20 protein-coding genes are annotated in these 22427 nt (G+C 38.0%); 9 read left to right on the top strand and 11 right to left on the bottom strand.

Annotation, left to right across the window (positions count from 1 at the left end):
- Positions 1-70: 70 nt before the first annotated feature.
- Positions 71-1825, bottom strand: coding sequence for an ABC transporter ATP-binding protein (locus KO529_RS08665; RefSeq protein WP_215947519.1), 1755 nt, complete (start codon positions 1823-1825; stop codon positions 71-73).
- 180 nt (positions 1826-2005) lie between these two features.
- On the opposite strand from KO529_RS08665, the gene nusB reads away from it, so the two are divergent.
- From nusB to KO529_RS08630, 7 genes are all read left to right on the top strand, one after another.
- Positions 2006-2953, top strand: a complete 948-nt coding sequence (gene nusB, locus KO529_RS08660; RefSeq protein WP_215947518.1) for a transcription antitermination factor NusB — start codon at positions 2006-2008, stop codon at positions 2951-2953.
- A gap of 132 nt (positions 2954-3085) precedes the next feature.
- Complete coding sequence (locus tag KO529_RS08655) at positions 3086-3559, top strand: DUF1573 domain-containing protein (RefSeq protein ID WP_215947517.1); 474 nt, start codon at positions 3086-3088, stop codon at positions 3557-3559.
- Positions 3560-3571: 12 nt separating this feature from the next.
- On the top strand, positions 3572-3859 hold the full coding sequence (gene yajC, locus KO529_RS08650) for a preprotein translocase subunit YajC (RefSeq protein ID WP_215947516.1): 288 nt from the start codon (positions 3572-3574) through the stop codon (positions 3857-3859).
- Between the two features lie 96 nt (positions 3860-3955).
- Positions 3956-5275, top strand: coding sequence for a Gfo/Idh/MocA family protein (locus KO529_RS08645; protein ID WP_215947515.1), 1320 nt, complete (start codon positions 3956-3958; stop codon positions 5273-5275).
- A gap of 317 nt (positions 5276-5592) precedes the next feature.
- Positions 5593-7380 (top strand): FAD-dependent oxidoreductase, encoded by a 1788-nt coding sequence (locus KO529_RS08640; RefSeq protein ID WP_215947514.1) that lies wholly within the window; start codon positions 5593-5595, stop codon positions 7378-7380.
- A 65-nt stretch (positions 7381-7445) separates the two neighbouring features.
- Positions 7446-8561, top strand: a complete 1116-nt coding sequence (locus tag KO529_RS08635) for a hypothetical protein (protein ID WP_215947513.1) — start codon at positions 7446-7448, stop codon at positions 8559-8561.
- Between the two features lie 53 nt (positions 8562-8614).
- Positions 8615-10054: a carbon starvation CstA family protein gene (locus KO529_RS08630; protein ID WP_215947512.1), complete on the top strand. Its 1440-nt coding sequence runs from the start codon at positions 8615-8617 to the stop codon at positions 10052-10054.
- Between the two features lie 47 nt (positions 10055-10101).
- Here the strand turns inward: KO529_RS08630 and KO529_RS08625 are convergent, their stop codons facing one another.
- From KO529_RS08625 to KO529_RS08580, 10 genes are all read right to left on the bottom strand, one after another.
- The gene (locus tag KO529_RS08625) at positions 10102-11283 is read right to left on the bottom strand and encodes a DUF1624 domain-containing protein (RefSeq protein ID WP_215947511.1); all 1182 of its coding nucleotides are present in this window, start codon (positions 11281-11283) and stop codon (positions 10102-10104) included.
- A gap of 134 nt (positions 11284-11417) precedes the next feature.
- Positions 11418-13061, bottom strand: a complete 1644-nt coding sequence (locus tag KO529_RS08620; RefSeq protein WP_215947510.1) for an AMP-binding protein — start codon at positions 13059-13061, stop codon at positions 11418-11420.
- A 15-nt stretch (positions 13062-13076) separates the two neighbouring features.
- Entirely contained in the window at positions 13077-14126 is a 1050-nt protein-coding gene (locus KO529_RS08615; RefSeq protein ID WP_215947509.1) for a proline iminopeptidase-family hydrolase, read from the bottom strand.
- A 15-nt stretch (positions 14127-14141) separates the two neighbouring features.
- Positions 14142-15179, bottom strand: a complete 1038-nt coding sequence (locus KO529_RS08610; protein WP_215947508.1) for a methyltransferase — start codon at positions 15177-15179, stop codon at positions 14142-14144.
- A 12-nt stretch (positions 15180-15191) separates the two neighbouring features.
- The gene (locus KO529_RS08605; RefSeq protein ID WP_289847758.1) at positions 15192-15737 is read right to left on the bottom strand and encodes an acyl-CoA thioesterase; all 546 of its coding nucleotides are present in this window, start codon (positions 15735-15737) and stop codon (positions 15192-15194) included.
- A gap of 315 nt (positions 15738-16052) precedes the next feature.
- Positions 16053-16562, bottom strand: a complete 510-nt coding sequence (locus KO529_RS08600) for a RidA family protein (protein WP_215947506.1) — start codon at positions 16560-16562, stop codon at positions 16053-16055.
- Between the two features lie 25 nt (positions 16563-16587).
- Positions 16588-17508, bottom strand: coding sequence for an ester cyclase (locus KO529_RS08595; RefSeq protein ID WP_215947505.1), 921 nt, complete (start codon positions 17506-17508; stop codon positions 16588-16590).
- A 63-nt stretch (positions 17509-17571) separates the two neighbouring features.
- The gene (locus KO529_RS08590; protein WP_215947504.1) at positions 17572-18006 is read right to left on the bottom strand and encodes a hypothetical protein; all 435 of its coding nucleotides are present in this window, start codon (positions 18004-18006) and stop codon (positions 17572-17574) included.
- Positions 18007-18182: 176 nt separating this feature from the next.
- Entirely contained in the window at positions 18183-18950 is a 768-nt protein-coding gene (locus KO529_RS08585) for a hypothetical protein (protein WP_215947503.1), read from the bottom strand.
- 58 nt (positions 18951-19008) lie between these two features.
- Positions 19009-19548, bottom strand: a complete 540-nt coding sequence (locus KO529_RS08580; RefSeq protein ID WP_215947502.1) for an ester cyclase — start codon at positions 19546-19548, stop codon at positions 19009-19011.
- Positions 19549-19732: 184 nt separating this feature from the next.
- Between KO529_RS08580 and KO529_RS08575 the strand changes: the two genes are divergently transcribed.
- Positions 19733-21685 carry a tetratricopeptide repeat-containing sensor histidine kinase gene (locus KO529_RS08575; RefSeq protein ID WP_215947501.1) on the top strand — a complete coding sequence of 651 codons (1953 nt, stop codon included), beginning with the start codon at positions 19733-19735 and terminating at the stop codon, positions 21683-21685.
- Between the two features lie 2 nt (positions 21686-21687).
- Positions 21688-22422, top strand: a complete 735-nt coding sequence (locus KO529_RS08570; protein WP_215947500.1) for a LytR/AlgR family response regulator transcription factor — start codon at positions 21688-21690, stop codon at positions 22420-22422.
- Positions 22423-22427: the final 5 nt, after the last annotated feature.

Raw genomic sequence — 22427 nt, 5'->3', positions numbered from 1 at the left:
GTATAGTTAATTTTTCATAGGTATATATCTGTCAAAAGTGGAAAAAAAAACCTAATATAACAACATTTTTCTATTTTTCTTTCTCAGAAAGTTGGTGCATATAAAGCTCTTTGTAGTATCCTTCAACGGAATTTAATTCTTCATGTGTACCTTCCTGCATTAATTTTCCGTCCTCCAAAACTATAATTTTGTCTGCGTTTTTAGCTGATGAAACCCTATGGCTTACAATGAGAGTAGTCTTGTTTTTGGATTCTTTTTTCAGTTGGTTCAAAATCTCTTCTTCCGTTTCGGTATCCACTGCGGAAAGGCAATCATCAAAGAGGTAGATCTGAGGGTCCTTAAGTAGGGCGCGAGCAATTGAAACACGTTGTTTTTGTCCTCCACTTAAAGTGATGCCCCTTTCTCCCAAGATAGTCTCGTACTGTTTGTTAAAGCCCATGATATTCTCATGTACTACCGCTTTCTTGGCCACGGCAATAATTTCCTCATCAGTTGAATTTTCTTTACCAAACTTAATATTGTTCTTTATGGTGTCGGAGAAAAGGAAAGCATCCTGGGGTACTGCCCCTATGGATTGTCTCAGGCTTTGTAGATTTAATTCCTTAATTGGAATATCATCTATCAGAATTTGTCCGGAGTCAATATCGTACAAACGGGCAATCAGATCCAATATGGTAGATTTCCCGGATCCCGTTTTTCCCAATATGGCAACTGTCTCGCCTTTGTTTATGGTAAATGATATGTTGTTTAGGGCCGTAATGTTGGTGTCCTCGTAGGTAAAGGTTACATTCTTAAACTCAATTTTCCCTTTTATAGGGGTTTCCTCCTTAACTGTACTTACAATGTTGGGTTCTTCCTGCAAAAATTGATTAATCCGCTTTTGCGAGGCTTCCGCCCGTTGTACTATAGAGGTAACCCAACCTACAACGGCTACCGGCCAGGTGAGCATGTTTACATACAGAATAAACTCGGCGATGATTCCAATCGACGCTATTTCCCCATCTATATATTGTTTGCCGCCGATATAGATCACGAAAATATTACTGATCCCGATCAATAGGATCATCAGTGGGAAGAACCAGGCATTGACCTTGGCCAGATCCATACTTTTGTTTTGTCCGTCCAGTGCCAAATTTTTTAATTCGGCATTTACCTTGGGTTCCAAGGCATACGCTTTAATAACCGAAATTCCTGAAAAGGATTCCTGGGTAAAAGTGGAAAGGGTTGACAAAAACTCCTGTACAATTGTACTGCGTTTATGAATTACTTTACTGATCTGATAGATCAATACAGAAAGAATAGGTAAGGGCAACAATGCATATAAGGCAAGAACGGGTGCCTTTATAAACATCAGCGGAACCAGACAAACAAAAAGAGTTAGTGTTTGTATGCCGTACATAATGGCCGGTCCGCCATACAATCTTACCTGGTTTACATCTTCGCTGATCCTGTTCATTAAATCCCCTGTTCTATTTTTTTTGTAAAAATTGAGACTCAATAGTTGATAGTGGTCAAATACTTCATTCTTTAAATCGTACTCAATGTACCTAGAAACATTAATAATGGTCTGCCTCATCAGAAATGTAAAAAAACCTGACAGCAATGCCGCGCCCACAATAATCAGGATGTATTCCATAAGCATTTCCTTGGCATCTGCCTTCAGAATATCATTACCTATAAAACCTTCAACAACTTCAATGGATTTTTTCACATAAGAGGGCATGACCAATTGGAAAACACGGGCTATCATGGTAATTATAATACCAATAAGGAGTTTAAATCGGTACTTCCTAAAATATTTATTTAGATGTTGAAGTTCTTTCATTATATATGAAACAGAAATTGCAGGAATTTGGATTACAATTCGGCAAAGATAGTTTTTTGGATCTAAACCAAATGTTATAAAACACATAAGATAATACCCAAAAAGGTAGTTCGGATTAAAAAATATAATCCTATTTTTGTACCCGAATAGTTTTATATATTTTACTAAAGTTCTTTAAAAATGCTTACAAGAAGGCACATTAGGGTTAAAGTTATGCAATGTATTTATGCATTGACACAATCGAAGGATGATTCCCTTGAAAAACAAGAGAAATTTTTGAAAGTAAGCATAGAGAACATGTACACTCTTTACCTGTTAATGCTGAGTCTTTTTATAGAGTTACATGAAAGGGCGGAGAATCAGTTAAGCCTTTCCTCAAAAAAATATCTGAAAAACAGCGCGGATTCCTATCCCAATAAGGAAAAATTCCTAAGGAATAAGCTTTTGCTTCAAATTGCCGAAAACAAGACATTAAAGGATGAATTGTCCAAAAGAAAATTGAACAACTGGTATTTGAACGAAGAGTACATCAGGATAATTTACAATGAGGTCATGGAAAGTGATATATATGCCAAATATATGTCCAATCCCGATAGTACTTATGAGGAGGACAAAAGGCTGATCATCGATTTGTTCAGGGATATAATTGCGCCCAACGAAAAGATTTACGATTATTTTGAAGATGATAAATTAACTTGGGTAGATGATATCCCCATTGTAAATACCTTTCTCCTAAAGCAGTTTAAAAAAGTAAAGGAAAGTACTGTTCCTTCATATTTTTTACCACCTCTTTTTAAGGATGAGGACGATATGGTATATGCCAATAGGCTTTTGACAAAAACATTGCTTAACAATTCCAAATTGGAACAGGAGATCGAAGGTAAAACCCCTAATTGGGACAAAGATCGAATTGCGGATATTGATGCCATACTTTTGAAAATGGCAATTTGCGAACTACTCAATTTTCCATCGATACCGGAACGGGTTACCATAAACGAGTTTTTAGAAATTGCAAAGGAGTATTCCACACCTAAAAGTAGCATATTCATCAATGGAATTCTGGATAAGCTGGTGAGGGAATATAAGGAGGAAGGGAAACTAAAAAAAGTTGGTAGGGGTTTGTTATAAACAAATATTCCTTAATTTTGCGCAAATAAAAATTAATAGGGATGAAATGAGCCTTAGTAATTCTTGGAAATAACCAAGATAGTTAATGGCGATTTGCATCTTACCTCTTAATAAATAATTAAATTTAAACAGATGAAAAGAATATTCTTAACCTTAAGTATTATTTCTGTTCTTGTCCTTTCTTCCTGTAAGGAAAAGGCCTCCAGTAAAATTGAAGCTTCCAATGTAGAAGTTGCTGCCGAAAGGGATGCAGCTGCCAAAAGTCTTCCTGTGATGGAGTTCGATAAAGTAGAGCACGATTTTGGTTCAATCGATCAAAACGCACCACAAGAAACTATTTTTACATTTACAAATACTGGTGATGCTCCATTGATTATTACCGATGCAAAAAGTAGCTGTGGCTGTACTATACCGGAATTTCCAAAAAATACTCCTATAGCTCCAGGTGAAAAAGGTGAAATGTTGGTAAAGTTTAACGGTTCCGGTCAAAACCAGGTTACCAAAACTATAACTGTTACGGCCAATACCAGTAAAGGAACTGAAACACTTAGAATAAAGGCATTTGTAACTCCAAAAGGAGCAGGTCCTGTAGGTCCTGTTAAATAAGTAGATAAAATTATGTTAGAACAATATCCATATCTTCCGCTAATATTAATGTTTGTAGTGGTGTATTTTTTTATGATCGCACCACAGAGAAAACGTCAAAAACAAGAGAAGAAATTTACCGAAGAATTAAAAAAGGGAGATAAAGTTGTTACCAAGAGTGGTATGCACGGAAAAGTAGTCGATTTAAATGACAGTGATTTTTCTTGTGTTATAGAAACCATGGCGGGAAAAATAAAATTTGATCGTACTGCCATATCAATGGAGATGAGCAAAAAAGTAAACGCGCCCGAAAAGAAGTAATTTTTTTCCTGAATGATTTAAAAAGCACCAACCAAAAGTTGGTGCTTTTTTGTTATAATATTTTGTACATTAAGGGTTTATAAATTCCATATTACCATGATACAGAATAGAAGAAAATTCATAAAAAAGAGCTCGCTTTTGGCCATGGGTACAGGGGCTGCATTTTTAATTCCAATGGACCTATTGGCTTCCATTAGAAGGAATATTAGTCCAAACGACAAAATCGGGGTGGGGTTGATCGGTTGCAATGGCATGGGATTTAGCGATTTGAGTTCCATGCTTAAAATGAGCGAAATTGAGGTTGTAGCCCTTTGTGATGTGGATGATAGTGTACTGAAAAAGAGAACGGCCGATTTGGAAAAGGCAGGAATAAAAAAACCAAAGTTATACAAGGACTATAGAAAATTATTGGAGGATAAGGATGTTGATGTGGTAATTATTGGCACTCCGGATCATTGGCATTGCCTACAACTTTCAGATGCTGTAAAGGCAGGGAAAGATGTGTATTGCGAAAAACCTTTGGCCAATTCCATAGAGGAATGTAACCTTATGTTAAGTTCTGTACAGGCAAGTGATCGAATGGTGCAAATAGGGCAATGGCAAAGGAGTCAGCCCCATTTCGTGGATGCCATAGACTTTGTCCATTCCGGAAAATTGGGGGAAATTCGTTTGGCAAAAGCCTGGGCCTATCAGGGTTGGATGGGGTCTATCCCAGTTTTGCCGGATACCGCTACTCCTGCTGGAGTGGATTATGATATGTGGTTGGGGCCAGCACCCAAGAAACCTTTTAATGCCAATAGGTTCCATTTTAATTTTAGATGGTACTGGGATTATGCAGGAGGATTAATGACAGATTGGGGAGTGCACCTTATGGACTATGCACTATATGGAATGAAGGCCAATACTCCAAAATCGGTGATGGCCCTTGGGGGCAAGTTCGCCTATCCCGATGATGCATCGGAAACACCGGATACCTTACAGACCGTTTATGAGTACGATGGTTTTTCAATTTTGTGGGAACATGCTACAGGGATAGATAATGGTAATTACGGACGTAACCATGGTATATCTTTTATTGGCAATAATGGAACCCTAGTTTTGGATCGCGGTGGTTGGGAGGTAATATCGGAAAAGGATAAGATGCAAAGTATACCGTTACAAAAAAACCAAGGGAACGGATTGGATAAACATACTGTGAATTTTATTGAAGCCGTGAAATCCAGAGATGGCTCCAAATTAAAAGCTCCCTTAAAAGTAGGATATGATGCGGCATTGGTGTGCCATATGGGAAATATAGCTTTTAAAACAGGTAATAGGATATACTGGGACAATTATTCCGGACAGTTTTCGGATGATGCTTCAAATGCATTGATAAATGCCCGTTACCATAACGGCTGGGTGTTGCCCAAGGGATAATAAAATCATCCAGATTTAGATACTTTGGGTTGTGGACATGTTGATCGGGTTTTGCCTTGCCAACTGCCTTTATTTTGAACGTTATGGCGTAAAATAAGTGAATTGAAACAATTTCTTCTCTTTTGTTTTCTACAATTTCCGCGATACTTTGTAGTCTATATCCATCAGGATTGTTGCCGATAAAGATTGTAAGGTAACTTCGCAATTGGAGTATAAGTAAAATTTTGTCTAATTTACCCAGGAAATAGAGACTGAATTTGAGATCCTATTGTCTCCATGACAAACAAGTGTTTTTAAAACAATTAAAATAAATTTTTATGAAATATTTAGTTCTGATTTTGTGCTTCTTCGGTATAAATTTTATGATATCCCAAGATTTGTTACTGGAAGCGGAAAGTTTTGACGAAAAAGGGGGGTGGGTCGTTGATCCTCAATTCATTGAACAAATGGGTTCTTCCTATCTCCTGGCCCATGGTATGGGTGTACCTGTGGAAAATGCGCAAACCCAGGTAAATTTTAAAAAGAATGGAGAATATAAGGTTTGGGTACGAACCAAGAATTGGGTACCGGGAGAATGGGAAGCACCGGGAAAATTCCAGATAAAGGTGAATGGCTTGGTGTTGGAAAATACATTAGGCCTCCGTTCTGGATGGGGTTGGGAGTATGCCGGAGCTGTTCAGATAACGAATAAAAAGAATATTTTGGAACTTGTAGACCTTACAGGTTTTAATGGTCGATGTGATGCCATCTATTTTACTACTTCTGACGTTGAACCACCTTCATCCATGAAAAAGTTGGCTACTTGGAGGAAAACTGTAGTTATGGAGCCGTTGGCACCCAAAATCACCAAGAAATATGATTTAGTTGTTGTTGGTGGAGGAATTGCTGGTTGCGCAGCGGCTATAGCGGCAGCAGAGCAAGGGCTTCAGGTTGCGCTAATTCATGACCGACCTGTTTTGGGAGGTAATGCCAGTAGTGAAATTAGGGTACACACTCTGGGTATATATGGCAATTTTGAACGGATCCTAAAAAAGTTGGATACGGAACATTATCCCAATGGCTCTCCCGAAGCACATAACGACCAAATAAAAAGGGATAACAATGTAAAAAGTTACGAGAATATTTCCCTCTTTTTAAATTGGAGGGCCTATGATGCAAAAGCAGTTGAAAATAAAATCAGTTATGTGGATGCACGTCAAACTGCATCAGCGGAACGCATTCGCTTTGAGGCCCCGCTATTTGTAGATTCAACCGGAGATGGTTGGATAGGTTTTTGGGCCGGAGCAGAATTTTCTTATGGTAGGGAAAGTGTGGACCAATACGGGGAAGAATGGAAAGAGCATGGGGAATTATGGAGTCCGAAACAGCCAGATAATGCCGTGATGGGATCTTCCGTACTTTGGCGTTCCTATGAGGCAGAAGAAGTGGCAGAATTTCCAGAGGTACCTTGGGCAATGCCAGTGGCTAGGGATTATGCCAAGGTGAAAGGGGAATGGCAGTGGGAGTTTAGCCGTAATGATCTTAATCAAATAGACGATGCCGAGGAAATCCGCGATCATATGCTAAGAGCTATATATGGTTCTTTTGGTAACGCGAAAAAACTACCTGAACATGCCCATCGAAAATTGGAATGGGTATCTTATCTAGTTGGTAAACGCGAATCCCGCAGATTGGTCGGGGATTATATTTTTACATTGAACGATGCCAAATCTGGTCGCACTTTTCCCGATGGTGTTGTTGAGGAAACCAGGGAGGTAGACGTACATTATCAGACGGTGTTGGAGGATGAGAAAAATCCTGACTTTATTTCCGAGGCCCTTTTTTATAAGACTCCTAAATATTATATCCCTTACCGAAGCTTGTATTCCAAAAATATAAGTAATTTATTTATGGCCGGAAGAAATTTCAGTACCAGCCATGTTGGGCTGGGTGGACCAAGGGTTATGAGGACAACAGGGCAAATGGGGGCAGCTGTAGGTTTTGCAGCATCACTTTGTAAAAAGTACGATGTAAACCCTAGGGATATTTATACGGGGTATTTGGATGAATATATGGATTTAATTGAAAATCAAAAATATACCCCTATTCCAGAATCCAAGAAATAGTAGGGTTAACCTTTAAAAGATCCATGTAACTGTTCCCATTCCATAAAAGGAGTAAGTAAATTATCATGAAAATAATAGTTGTCACCATATTAATTTGCGGATTCGGACTTTTATCGACCCAAAAATTGGTCAGGAACTACAGCATTGATGAGCAAAATAAAACTTTGAGCAAAAAACCGGAGTTCTTTGCAATGGAATGGCAGGAGGGTGTGGTGTTAAAAAATAAACCAACTCCATTTTTTATTGAGGTAGAGACCATGGGTAATCAAAATATTGATATTCTGGTTACCCAGCAGAATAGACCAGTACTTTATACAGCTGATATTTGCACTCCGGTCTGTGCGGATGGGGAATGCAGGTTAATGTATATTACACTTTATTGGAATTTATTAGGAGCGTATGCGGGTTATGATAAGGTGGAGGGCCAGACATTGACAAAACATGACCATGTGGAATTCTTGGAACAGGATTATGAAAAATTGCACCATTTATTAATGGATGACAATTCAATTCTGAAAAGAAAGAAAATTGATGAGTTGGTTTTAAAACCAAAAGAGTCCGAATTGGATGGTGTAGATGCCATAGCGGGTGCCACCATAGCAGAGGTAAAGGAATCTGTGGTAGATGGAGCGCTCTATTCCTGTTATGTTGCTTGGAATATTGCACATGGACCAATTAAGGCAGAGCTACAGGAATATACCACCTCCATGTTCGATAATAAATTAAAGGGTTACATGCTCATGAGCAGCGAGGTGGATTATCAAATGTATGCCCTTAATTCTTTGAGCGAATCGGAGTATCTTGATTATAAGGATCGAATAGTACAAATCTTTAAATTAGGTATTCCCTTGGTACGTACTTATATTGTACAAAATCTTCCTAAATTGTTCTGGGAAAGCGAAAGCTTACAAAGACCTTTTTGGGAGAGCTTTGCCGAGGTTGATATAAATAATAGAAGCTTGTTGCTGAATCATATTCAGGAAGCTCCGCTTGAGGTTTTGGTGTTATTGGCCAGCAATTTGGAGATAATGACAAAAAATCAGTTGAAATTATATCTTTCGGCCATTGAAAATATTGCAATGACCAACCCTGATATTAACGCACAGCTTTTACGCTTCGCCGAGTCGGGTAACCATATATACGCTTATATTGTAGCCGAATTTTTGGAGGAAATGGAATAGGGGCATCAGGGGTATAACGTTTGTGATAAAATTAAAATTATAAAATTTTTTAGATGATATCATTTTTATTATCAATTGGAGTTTTAATACTAGGTTATTTTACCTACGGCAAGTTTATGGAACGGATATTTGGCGTGGATAAGGATAGGGAAACCCCGGCCATTAGGCTTAGGGATGATGTAGATTTTATGACATTGCCCACTTGGAAGGTTTTTCTGATCCAATTTTTGAATATAGCAGGCTTGGGGCCAATTTTTGGCGCTATCGCAGGAGCCATGTTTGGACCAGCGGCCTTTTTGTGGATCGTTTTAGGAAGCATATTTGCAGGGGCAGTTCATGACTATTTTTCAGGAATGTTGTCTATAAGACACGATGGATTGAGCATTAGTGAAGTGGTCGGGATATACCTTGGACCTACTGCAAAACAGTTTATGCGTCTTTTCTCGGTAGTGCTTTTAATATTTGTTGGGACCGTCTTTTTGGTAGGTCCGGCGAAAATAATAGATGGTATGACAGGGAATATGTGGAATGTTTGGATTTGGGTAGCCATTATTTTGGTTTACTATATTCTGTCTACTTTATTGCCTATAGATAAATTAATAAGCAAGCTCTACCCAATATTCGGAGTGGCTATGTTGCTAATGGCAATAGGACTGCTATTTGCACTTTTTTTTGGAGACTATAATATTCCCGAATTGGTACCAGGGAATTTAAGAAATATGACCAGCGATCCAGAGGCAACACCCTTGTTTCCTATTCTTTTTATAACCATTGCATGTGGTGCTATTTCCGGTTTCCATGCAACCCAATCCCCACTAATGGCGCGCTGTATGAAGAACGAAACTCTAGGGAGAAAGATATTTTACGGTACTATGGTCACAGAGGGCATCGTAGCCTTGATATGGGCTGCGGCTGCTATGACGTTTTTTGGCAATGTAGAAGGTTTAAACGGTGCTATGATAGCCAATAACAACAATGCAGCTTGGGCGGCCAACGAAATATCGCTTAACATGTTGGGCCAAATAGGGGGAGTACTGGCTTTATTGGGAATTGTGGCTGCACCCATTACATCTGGCGATACCGCTTTCAGGTCTGCACGTTTAATACTATCCGATATATTTAAGTCCAACCAAAAGAAAATAGTGAACAGGCTACTTATAAGTTTGCCTTTGTTTGTCATTGCCTTTATACTGACTCAGATCGATTTTGGAATTATATGGCGTTATTTTGCATGGAGCAACCAAACCCTGGCCATGATCGTACTTTGGACTATAACTGCCTATCTAATCTATGAAAACAAGGCATATTGGGTTACCCTTTTGCCGGCAATTTTTATGACAATGGTGTGTAGTACCTATATTTTAATTGCCCCGGAAGGTTTCCAATTGCCAAACGAAATTTCTTATATAGGAGGTACACTAATAACCTTGACCATTACTATTGCTTTTTGGGTATATACTTCCCAAAAGAAAAAAGTTTTTGTTGGGGTATAAGAATTATAGGTCATATGGTTCATATGAAGATGGGCAACAAATCTTCCTTATAAATAGCTCAACCACCATTTATCCCGATTGTTTGCCTTATAAATCATGTATTTTTTGCATAGGGGATAGAGGGCAAGTATTATCCCGATCCAAACCATATAGGTGATCCAAAGGGGATATCCATAGGTAGCCAATGTTTCATTCATAAATACATCGGCAGTTAATATCATGTCTTTCCAATTGCCGCCAAAAATTAGAATTCCAATTATAGCCACAAGATGAATTACAAGTACATGTAGAAAATAATAGAAGAAGGGAACTCGCCCAAAGACCATAAAGAAATTGGAAATAGAGTTTTTTACATTTTCTATGGCATATAGGAAAAGAAGGGCCGGACCAATGGTAATAAGAACAAATGCCAAGGAAGGAGGGTACTTGGTAACGTTAAAAAAGGAAATAATTGTTTTAGTATTGGTGTCCTCAAGGGTCCATGGCACCAAATCCCCGTAGACATTCAACCCCCGGATTACAAAGAATAGGGTCAAGGCTCCTAAGCCCATGCGCAACAGCCATGTCCGTCTTAGTTTTGCATCAAAGCCTTTTATGTAAAGCTGTCCCAAGCAATACCCCAATGCCATCAATCCAATCCAAGGGATAACAGGGTAATGAAACAAAATCATTTTATCGGGGCCGATTACCAAGGCGTGGTTCTGGTGCAAAAGATACCAGATTATAGATTGCAGACTGTTCCCCTGCATTACAACACCGTCCAAAAGATTATGTCCCACAATAATAACCAAACCAATAACAAGGATAATTTTTTTTGGTAAATAGATAAGAAATGATAAACATATCATACTAAAGCCTATGGCCCAAATAACTTGGAGTATGGGAAAACTGTAAGTAAGGTCAAAGGTCCAGATTAAGTTGTTGACCACAATTTCCATAAAAATCAACCAAATGCCCCTAGTGAGCAGGAATTTGAAGAGCTGTGGTCTTGTCTTGTTTCTTCCGTATAGAAAAGCGGAAGTTCCGGCAAGAAAAACAAATACCGGGGCACAGTAATGAGTAATAAAACGCGTAAAGAACAAAATGGGTGTTGTGGTTTCCACATCGGTAGGGTCAATAAAAAATGAACCATAGTTAAAATAATCGCGAACATGATCCAAGGCCATAATAACCATCACCAAACCTCTTAATATGTCAATGGATTCTATTCGGTTGGTTTTTGGTTGCATAGATTAAGTGTTGTGTTCAATACATGGCTTCAGCTAAACCAAGCTAAATATAAAGGCGGTCATATTTTTCAATTATTGTATTTTCTAGGATTCGTTCTGCTTTCATAGTTTTTAGATATTGAACAGGGGTGTTGTTATGATTTAAAAATCACATTTTGCTCGGCTTCGAACCAAGTTTTATATAAGGGCTGGAATACCCTTTCCAAACTGTTCCTTTTTATTTTTAACGACGGAGTGGAGAATCCATTAGCTACATTCCATTCCTCTTGCATTACTACCACTTTGGCTATTTTCTCATGTTTTTGCAGACTTGGATTAATTTCCAAAATAGATTGATACAAACTTTTGCTTAGATCATCTTTAGATTTGGACTTCCCTAAGGATGAGACCGTCACTAAAGCTATAGGCTGAGGTATACCGGTGCCAACAACGCAGATCTGTTCAATGTCCGTATTTTTTGAAATTTGCAGTTCAATGGGGGCAGGGGATATGTATTTACCTTTATCGGTTTTAAATTGATCTTTTACCCTGCCGGTGATGGTTAAATAACCTTCATGGTCGTATTCGCCAATATCCCCGGTTTTAAAATATCCTTCTTCATCAAAAACTGTTGCTGTTATCTCTGGTTCTTTAAAATAACCTTTAAAAAGACAGTTATTTAAAATTAAAATTTCACCTTCCTCAGAAAATTTAATTTTCACCCCTTCCAATGCTTTGCCTACAGTACCTATTTTACTTTGATTGGATAAATTGGCATGTGAAATACAACAATCTTCCGTCATACCATAGGCTTGTTGAATGGTGATACCAATAGTATTATACCATTTAACCAAACTGCTAGCAATGGGTGCAGCCGCCGAGGCAATGAATGATGCGTTGGACAATCCCAATTTGGTCTGGATTTTTTTCTTTACTGATTTGTTTACGAATGGGATGGATAATAGTAAGGACAATTTCCTTTGTGGAAGGCTTTCCAAAATTTTTTCTTGAAATTTGGTCCAAATTCTAGGTACGCCAAAGAAAATATCCGGTTGTAATTTTTCTAAGTTCCCGGCGAATGTTTCCAAGGAATAAGGAAAGGTTATCTGGCCGCCATAAAAAAGTATTCCATTACAAAAAGCACGTTCCGCAACATGTGCCAAGGGCAAATAAGAAAAAAATTTGGGATTTTTTGGGAGATTTATAACCTGTGTAAATGTAGTTGAACTATTGGTGAAATTCCCTGAAGTATGCATTACTCCTTTAGGTTGTCCCGTAGTTCCGGAGGTGTAAATAATAGTTCGAAGGTCTTCAGTTTTAGGTCTATTCAAATCCATCAACTCCAATTCCTGGTTCATAATGTCTTCCCAAGATTTACCTGTATTTCCTCCAAATGTTTTAACACTGATAATGGGAATATTGGGAATGCCTTCTTTCTGAGATTCAAAATCATCCAATTTGCCAACAATGATTGCTTTGGATTCACTATGTGTTAAAATTTGGTTTATCCCTTCAGAAGTTAAGGTGGGATAAATTGGAATGGAAATAAATCCTGCCATGGATATGGCTAAATCTGCCATAATCCAGTGGGGGCAATTTTTGGACAGCAAGGCAATATGACTTTTTTCAGGAAGACCTAATTTTAATAAATAAGAGGCTAATTTTCTCATTTCAATCCCGGCATCGGAATATGAGATGGTCTTTTGATGGCTCTCAAAATTCTGAATCAAGAACGGGTAACTTGGTGTTTCCTTTTCCCAATAGAGAAAAGCCTCTATTGAAGAATTGAAATTATTCATGACGGTTCTTTTTAATTAAAAATTATTGTCGTCAACATCTTTAATGAATCTTATCAATCCATTGAAATAGGTCTTTTGGTCATCGTATTGCGATAAATGGCTGCCATTTGGGCATAGCAAAAATCGACCCGTGGGCAATTCATTGGACATCCATTCCATGTATTTTGGATCCATGGTATCATGGGTAGCACCTATAACCAAGGTAGGAACTGTAATTGTCTTTAATCTCTCGGAGACATCCCAACCCTTTAGGGATGCATTTCCAGTTACCCCAAATTCACTATATCCTTGCATAAAAACATAAATATTGGGGTTGAGGTGGGCCATGGCCCTATTAATGGATTCTGGCCATTTATCCACAGGCAATCTTAAAAAGTGTTCCGTATAGTAATTTTGTGTTACGAGTTCCGAATATTTGGGATTTTCAAAATCATTATTCGCCTCCATAGCCTTGATTTCCTTATAGACATCAGGGGGCAATTGTGGACCTAGAACTTCAGCGGCATACTTCTCATATTCTGGGATGCTGGCCATCATATTGGAAATAATAAGTCCTTTTAAATTATCCTGATATTTTAAGGCATATTCCATTCCCAAGATACCGCCCCAAGATTGCCCAAGAAGATAAAAGTTATCTTTATTTAGGTTTAGGGCTTTTCTAACTTGTTCCACCTCCTCAACAAAATGTTCTGTAGTCCAAAGAGTGGAGTCATTGGGCTTGTCGCTATAATAGGAATCCAGTTGGTCATAATAAATATATTCAATTTCTTCCTTCGGCAAATAACCATCAAAACATTCAAAAAATTCGTGTGTACCCCCTGGACCGCCATGAAGCAATAAAACTTTCATTTTTGGATTGTTACCTACCCGTTTGGTCCATACCTTAAAAGTACCTTTGGGTGTAGTGATTGGTATCATATTAATACCGCCTGTAAATTGATCTTCGCTGTTGGAGTAATCCATATAGGTGGATGTAGGCTCCGTTTCCAATTTTGATTGTTGATTTTCCGCACAGGAAACTAAACAAGCCAAAAAAATGTTGGTGAATAAAAATACCGTTCTCATAATTACAGCATGTTTTTATTTTATGGCTATCGCCGCACTTGTTGGTCCTTTCAATGGCATTATTGAAGTTGATTTAAATCCGGCTTCCTTGACAATTTTGTCAAAATCTGAAAAGGAGAAATCATAGCCTTCTTCTGTCTCAATTAGCATATTCAAGGACATTAAAAGTCCAAAGGCATTTTTACTTCTGTCATTATCTATAATATTTTCGATGACGACAAAGGCACCACCTTTAGGTAGGGCATTATATGCTTTTTTTATAAGGGTCTTTTTATCCTTGGTACCCCAGTCATGTAAAATGTTACCCATGGTAATTATGTCCGATTTTGGAAAATCATCCGAAAAGAAATCCCCTGAGGTAATTTTCACCTTATCCTGTAAACCCATATTCCGGACGTTTTCCTTTGCAATTGGTTCTACCTGGGGCAGATCCATGGATGTACATTGCATATGTTGATTGTTCATGGCTACGTGAGCCGCTAAAAATCCTCCCGCCCCACCAATATCGCACAGGGTTTTGTAATTCGAAAAATTAAATACTTTGGCAAATTCTATAAAATTTCCCATTTGTACCCCGGCCATAGCTCCAACAAATTCCCGTAGTTTCTTAGGATCTGCATAGACCGCTTCAAAAATGGGTTTCCCGCCATTTTTAGTTTCATTTTGCGGCAACCCTGTTTTTAACCCATCCTCCAAATCATTCCAAAAGGGGTACAGACGGTTGTTGCACATTTCCAGCATACCCCCCATATAACTTGGTTTGTTCTTGTCCAGAAAGAAATTGGTATCCTCTGCATTGCTGTAAAGGGCACTTTCCTTTATTCCTTTTCTTTTTAAAAAGTCCATGGCTACCAATGCATCCAAAAAATCATAAAGACTTCGCGAATGTAAACCTAGTACGGATTGAATATCCTTGCCAGATAATTCCCGTTTGGCCAAAACGGTAAATAGTTCCATATTCACTGCCGTGAGCAAGGTCTTTGTGCCGAAAAATCCGGTACCGACCTGCATAATTTTTGAGGGATCTACTGTAACCTGTGTTGTTGTTTCCATGATGCATAGTATTTAGGTTAATATGTCAGTTGTATTTTTTAAAAGTTGGTAATCACTATTAAATATGTCCTGTATTTCTTCTGAAATTTTCATTTCATTAATTGTAACACCACAATTTTTAAATATCATCTCTAAATCCTGTGCTTTCTTGCCTTTCCAAAAAGCGGCTTTTGTATAGCCAATGGCACACACTTGGTTATTTTGTTCAAAAACCTGACTGTGATATACCCATTTGTCATCCCATCCTTCCAGGATAAGGGTGATTGTGAATGTTGACCACATTTGTAAAGGTTTTTTATAGATGATTTTTTGAGACCCTAAAACAGCATACATCCCTTTTTTTACAGTATTATCAAATAGTTTTGACCGAAACATTTTTTCAAATCGAATGAAGTCCATATAATAAGCGTACTTGGCATTGGACATATACCTGAAGGTGTCGCAATCTAAAATGCTTACCCTTCGTTTTCTTGTTTGATTTGAAGTAAGATCAACTTCCTTCCAGAATAATTTGGAACCTATAAAAATATATAATAGATGCAACCAATAATAAACCATTTAAAATTTGTTATTTTTCTATTCTAGTGGATTCAATTGTGGATTTTATATTTTATTCTATGGGGGAGGGTAATGCAATCTCTTTCAATTTAGTACTTTGTTTTTAAATCATGAATAATATTGGGATTTAAGATTTGTTTTATAGGGTTATTTGCATCGACAATATAATTGGTTCCAAAACGGTATACCGATTTTTAATGGCTTTATACTAGGGGTCGTTAATAATAGGTACCGAAGTAACCATTTGGTTTTAGAATACAATACAGGCTTAAAGCATAGTTGGTTTAATCATGATTTTATGGATTTACCTTAATGTTATTCCGCTTTATGAACCTCCAATTCTATTTCGATCATAAATTCCGGAAGTGCCAGTTCCTTGACGCCTAGCCAAGAACCTGTTGGATATTGATTTTTATAAATCTCATTTCTATAGGCGGCAACTTCTAGAAACTTGGGCATGTTAGTGGTGAAAACATTTTCTACCACTACATCTTGAAAGGTACATCCATAGTGCGCTAAAACCTTTTCCAAATCGGAGTAACAATTTTTCATTTGCTGTTCAAGATCACCTATTGCGGTCGGGTTGCCTTCATCGTCCATACTCACTGCTCCGGAAATCTTTATTTCGTTCCCTATTTTTACGGCATGTGAGTAGCCATAGGCCTTCTCTACTTCAGGACGGAGTAGAAAATATTCGGGAATTTCCTTTTCTGTAGTGTGTTTTGGCAGCTCCGCTTTTTCTTTGATAATTTTTTCCTTGCAACTTAAGTTTGTTGTCAGGACAACTATTAAGAAACCAACTGTTAAATTCCATTTAAGGTTCATTGTGTTATTAGCTTTGCTGGGTTTTTTATTTTGGCATGGGCATTGAATACCCCAACTGTTCGTAAACTACGAGATTGTCATAAAAGGCATCCTCTCTAATGGCCTTGTTTGCCTTGTCGAACATCCAAACACTAAAACCATGGGTTTTAATTTTTTTGTTGGTAGGCGGGTTTCCCATGAATTCACCTTTGTTGGTCCCGGTACATGTCCAGTTGAGATAGGCCTTATTGCCATCAATGACCGTTTTGTCCAAGCTTACCTTAAAATCAGGAAATGCGTTGTGGTAGATATCCATAAAGTCTCCGTAATCGGATTGTTTTTTGGCGATGGTGACCCCATTGGCCGTTCTCGTGACATTTTTGGCCAAATTGGCGTACATTAATTCCTTGTCATTTGCATTCCAAGCCTTGGTGACATTGTCTATGGTAGTCTGTATAGCTTTTTCATCGGCGGACATGCTGTTTTTCATCTCCATTTCCTGAAGGGCATGCATTATCGCGGTGGGATCCCACATCCCAACTTCCCGAACAATTTTGCCATCTGCGAAACGATATGTTAAGTGGATAGGGATATTGACTACCTGATCATTTCCTGCAAGGGTACCTTGCCAGTCCAACCAACAATTTACCCATGTTTCGCCATCATCAGTGAGCACCATTTCATATTCTTGGTCCTTATCAAGGAAACTTCTATTGGAATAGGCCATATCCCTTTCTTTGTGGTAGGCAATTACCTCTTTCGGCGACAAAGGGTTTTCCTTGGCATTGTAATAAGTCTTTGAAGTATCAGCATAGATACTGGCGTCATAGGTTTTATTATTGTAATTGCCTATCAATTTCTTTACGGTATTAATTTCAGGAGAATTTTGAGTGTAACGTTGTGGTGCCTTTTCTTGACAGGCCGTTATAAAAACTACTGCAAGCCCAATAATTATATATTTTTTCATGACGCTTTAGTTTTTTATTTGTACCTGACGGGATTATAACTCCCGTCAGGTTTTGAACCAATACTATTTTTTGGTCAATTCCGGATTTTCTTGATATATCTCGTCAGAATGGGTAATCACGTATTTATTCCAGGACTTAAAAAAGGCATTGCGATCTTCCTCCTTGGGCCAGGCTTTATTGATTAATTCATTTTGCATATTGGAAGCGGCATCAATGTCGTTCCAAGAGGCATGTTCACTAATGATGACCAAATCCCGTAAGTCTGCCCCGGATATATGATGTAGCACCCGTTCACTGATGATCTTATCGTTCTTGAAGGATATTTTTTCAGTAAATTCTTTTAAAAGTCCATTGAGCTCGGCCCGGGTACCATTTTCAGGTATACTTAGCTTCCAAGTGGTTACCGTGAAATAGTTTCCTTCTTGTGCAGATCCTAAAGTAGGGATAAACAGGGCAACGATCATTAGTGCTCCTAAAATTGATTTCATAGTTCTCATACTGTTGTTTTTAATGGTTATTACTCTTATTTAATTGTTTTAAAAACAGGTAGGGGGGGCTGTAGTAATGGTTTGGTCTATTTTCTTTACGAAATTGCTAATTCAAATTGAAAATCTGCAAACTACTTGTTACCCTGAGGTTTTTTTTGAAACCTAGCGCCTACCTGTTTATGAATTTAATTTGAAGGTGTATAGGCTAAATCGGGATGCATCTGTCCGCTCTCCGTTTCGTATTTTTGGACATAGCTGAACACTTCATCAAAAAGCTTTTTCCCTTCTTCCCCCAATAAGGCTTCATTTTCTTTGGATTTTTTGGCATAGTCTTCAGCGTCTACGGCCGAAATCACAGCGAGATAGTAATCGCCCATATTACCAAACCCATTGTGGTATATGCGATAGTACTCCTTGGATCCTTTTGAAGTATAAAGGGCTTTTAATTCCTTCAGCTTTCCCTTAAGATTCTGAATGTTGCTTGGGGTAACATTTAAGAAATGCCATTTTCTGTAGTTCTGACCCTCGGTGGTGGTACTGATTCCTTCTGGCATATAGGTGAGCTCTTTGTTCAGATAGATAACGTAATCCCCGTGTTTGTCATAACATTCATTATACCGCTTAAAAAGATTTCTAAAAGCTTCCTCTCCCATTTTTTCAGCCAAGGGGGCCATAACGTTCTTATCCAGTTCCGCCATATTTTCTATAGGGGAAATGTTAAAATACCTTCCGGTGTCGGTAGAGCCTACCTGCCAGCTCATGTCCCGTAGATTATGTTTTTTACATGCTTCCATAAAATCCTTGGATACTTGGTTGTATTTTTGAATCATGGAAGGTTTTACTTGGTCCTCATGTACGTAGTACGCTTGGTTTTTTTCGCCCTGTGCTGTGCTTGTAAGTGGTAATAATGTAGCTGCCAGGGCAATAAAAATGGTTTTTCTTAGTGTTCTCATGATATTTGTTGTTTTATGGTTTAGACATTTAATTTTACTGAGTGGTTTATATGTTGAACTACTTTAGAATAGGGGCTTCCAACGAGTACCCCAATTGTTGCAAGAATTCCAGTTCATTGTAAAACATATCCTCTTGGTATATTCGGCCTTCCTCATTAAAATAGAAATGTGAAAATCCGCTTATTCTTACTTTTTTGCCGGTGGCCATTACTTCGGCAAATTCACCGGTATTGGTCCCTGTAAATATCCAGTTAACATAGCCTTGGTTATTACAAACAATGCTGTTGTTCAAGGTTATATTATAGTCTGGAAATCCATTACCGTATAACTTAAGTCTTGCTTTTAGCTCTGCTTTATTGGTAACAACGGGTATTCCGTTCATGTTTCGTAAATAATCTTCGGTGACCAGACTATCAATTTCTTTTTCTCCCTTGTGGTTCAGATAGGCGTTAATGGTTGTTTCAAGGTTGTTTTTTGTCGCAACCATTATGTTGTTACTGGATATTTCCAGGTTTTCATTGCCTTTTTGAGCCTTGTTGTTTTTACATGAAACACAGCCTATAACCATAAAAATTAAAAACATCATTGGTGATTTCATGACTTTCAAATAACTACATACTTTGAACTAATTAATTGTTTTTTATGTTGATCAACAATTTGATTAGGACGGAGGCCGTGTTTTAATGTCCGAACAACTAGTTTTATTTAGCCTGTGATTTATGCCAATAATATCGTATCTTGAACTTCCCCGGATTTTTAAGATATATCATTGTTTAAAAAAAATGGGCAATCAGCACTTCATAGCAATTTTCATCAGTATTCTTTGCAGCCCTTTGTTATTTGGTCAACTCATAGACTTTGATCGAGAGACTCCATATGAAAAGGTATTTGTTGATACCGATAATTTTGGAGTTTCCTATCTACAACAATTGGAAGATTTTTATGCACAGGCTCCATCCGATGCCCTACAGTTCGAAATACTGAATGATCTAGCCTATTATTGGCATACCCGTAATTTAACAAAGGCCCTAAATTTCACCGAGGAAGGGTTGAAGTGTACATTGGCAAAGGATGATATGCTTTGGCATGGCAGATTTCAAATTACCCAAGGTGCCATTCTATTGCGAATGGAAAAACTGGATGAAGCCCAAGAAGTTTTGGAAGAGGCAAAAGCAAAGGTACTTACCAAAGATCTACCTTTTTTAAATACACAATTGGGCTATGTTTATGAACGTCGAGGGCAGCTGGACAAGGCCGCCGATTATGCCATGGAAGCATTGGGATTAGGGGAGGAATTAAACGATAAAAGGGCTATAGCCCTTGCTTATAGCGACTTAAGTAATATTTTTTGGAAACAGGCAAAATATGATAAGGGTTTAAAATACGGGATTAAATCCATTGTCATTTTTGAGGAACGGGGAATAATTGACCTGGATTATGATTTTACCTTGTATGTGGTGGCCAACAATTTCTTGGAACTTAATAGATATGACGAAGCGCTGAAATATTACGAACATTCTTTGGCAATAGGTGAGCGATACGGATTCTATAATAATTTAAGTGATGTTTATATATCCCTTGTAGATCTCTATGCCTATCTAGGCCAGTACAGGAAGGCGGAAAGTGCCGGCAACAATGCGGTTAAGTACGCCACCATCTTGGATAATGATTTTATGTTGATGAGATCTTGGCTTTCTATTGGAAAACTGCAAAACCTTCAGGGTAAATATAAAAATGCTATAGAAAGTCTTCAGAAATCCCTGGATGTGGCTACCACCGAATTCGGAGATGAATACTATTTGAGTCAGTTGTATGAAGCCTTGGGAAAGGCTTACGCCGGGGACCATGATTATATGGAGGCCTATAAGGCATTTTCCAAGTATGATGGGCTAAAAAAGGAAATCTTTACTGCAGAATCCGATCAACGAATAGCCCTATTGCAAACGGAATTTGAAGTTGCCCAGAAGGAAGACACCATACTTCTACAACAGGGTACCATCCGCAAGCAAAAAAGCAACCAGATGTTAACTTCCACTATCACGGGACTATTGTTGTTTCTCCTGATTTTGGGCTTTGTAGCTATTAGAGTTAACCGCAGAAAGAATAAACTACTGCAGCAACAAAACCAGGAAAAAGAATTTCTTATAAAGGAAATCCATCACCGGGTAAAGAATAACTTGGAGGTTGTCTCCAGTTTGCTTTCGCTCCAATCTACTCATATAGAGGACAACAAAATAAAGGACAATATGCTCCAAATCCAAAATCGGATTCAGAGTATGAGTATGATCCATCAAAATTTGTATCAGGGAAAGAATCTAGGAAGCATTGAGATGAAGAATTATTTCAAAATCTTAGGGGATTATGTATTGCAATCCTACGGTGCAGGGCAAAAAATAGTTATGGTTTATGACATGGAGGAGATAGAACTAAATGTAGACATAGCAACCCCTATAGGGTTAATAGTTAACGAGTTGATTACAAATTCTTTGAAATATGCCTTTCCTAAAAAACTAAACGGAATAATTACAATTGGTCTTGTGCAGGGGCCTGCTCATTTGGAGCTTAAAGTTACCGACAATGGTATAGGTTACCAAAATGGCAATAAGGTAAATGGAACAGGGTTTGGCACTCAATTGATATCACTTTTAACCAGACAATTGGATGGCAAAATGGTACTTCACCATGAAAAGGGAACTTCTGTTTCCTTTGAATTTCAATATCATAAAGCAGCATAATTATGGAACAAAAGACCCACATTTTAATTGTAGAGGATGATATGATCATCGCTGCCAATATTTCTGTGCAACTCTCCAATTTGGGTTATGAGGTAATGGGAATTGAAACTAGGGGAGAGGAAGCAATTTTACATGCTACTACCAATTGTCCCGATATTATTTTGTTGGACATTAACCTAAGGGGCAATATAAATGGAATTGAAGCAGCCAAACAAATCCAGAAATACAAAAGGATTCCCATTATTTATCTCACGGCCAATAGCGACGAGGCTACTTTTACCAAGGCCAAGGCTACACGCCCCCATGCTTTTATCTCAAAGCCATTTAATAGTCTAAATCTGCAACGGACAATTGCCTTGGTAGAAGATCAAATAAGGGATAAGGATTTGGGGTCCAATGTGGAGTCTGACGATTTGGAGGTTCTTTTGGATCGAATTTTTGTTAGGCATAATGGAAAAATGGTAAAACTGCTTCTGGATGATATTTTATATATAGAAGCGGATAGGAATTATAGTAATATAGTTACTTCAACCGGAAATTATTTGGTGAGTACCACCCTTAAGGCGGTGGAGAATGAAATGAAAAATCACATGTTTCTTAGGGTCCACAGATCTTATATGGTGAATATTTCCAAATTGGATGTAGTTGCGGATAACCATTTGGAAATAAACAGGAAAGTAATTCCCCTTAGTAAATCCTTTAAGGAACATCTACTGAAACATTTGCACACTATTTAATTTAG

This window comes from Arenibacter algicola (genome assembly GCF_018860365.1).
Classification (GTDB): Bacteria; Bacteroidota; Bacteroidia; order Flavobacteriales; family Flavobacteriaceae; genus Arenibacter; species Arenibacter algicola_B.
This window is presented reverse-complemented; position numbering and strand designations above follow the sequence as displayed.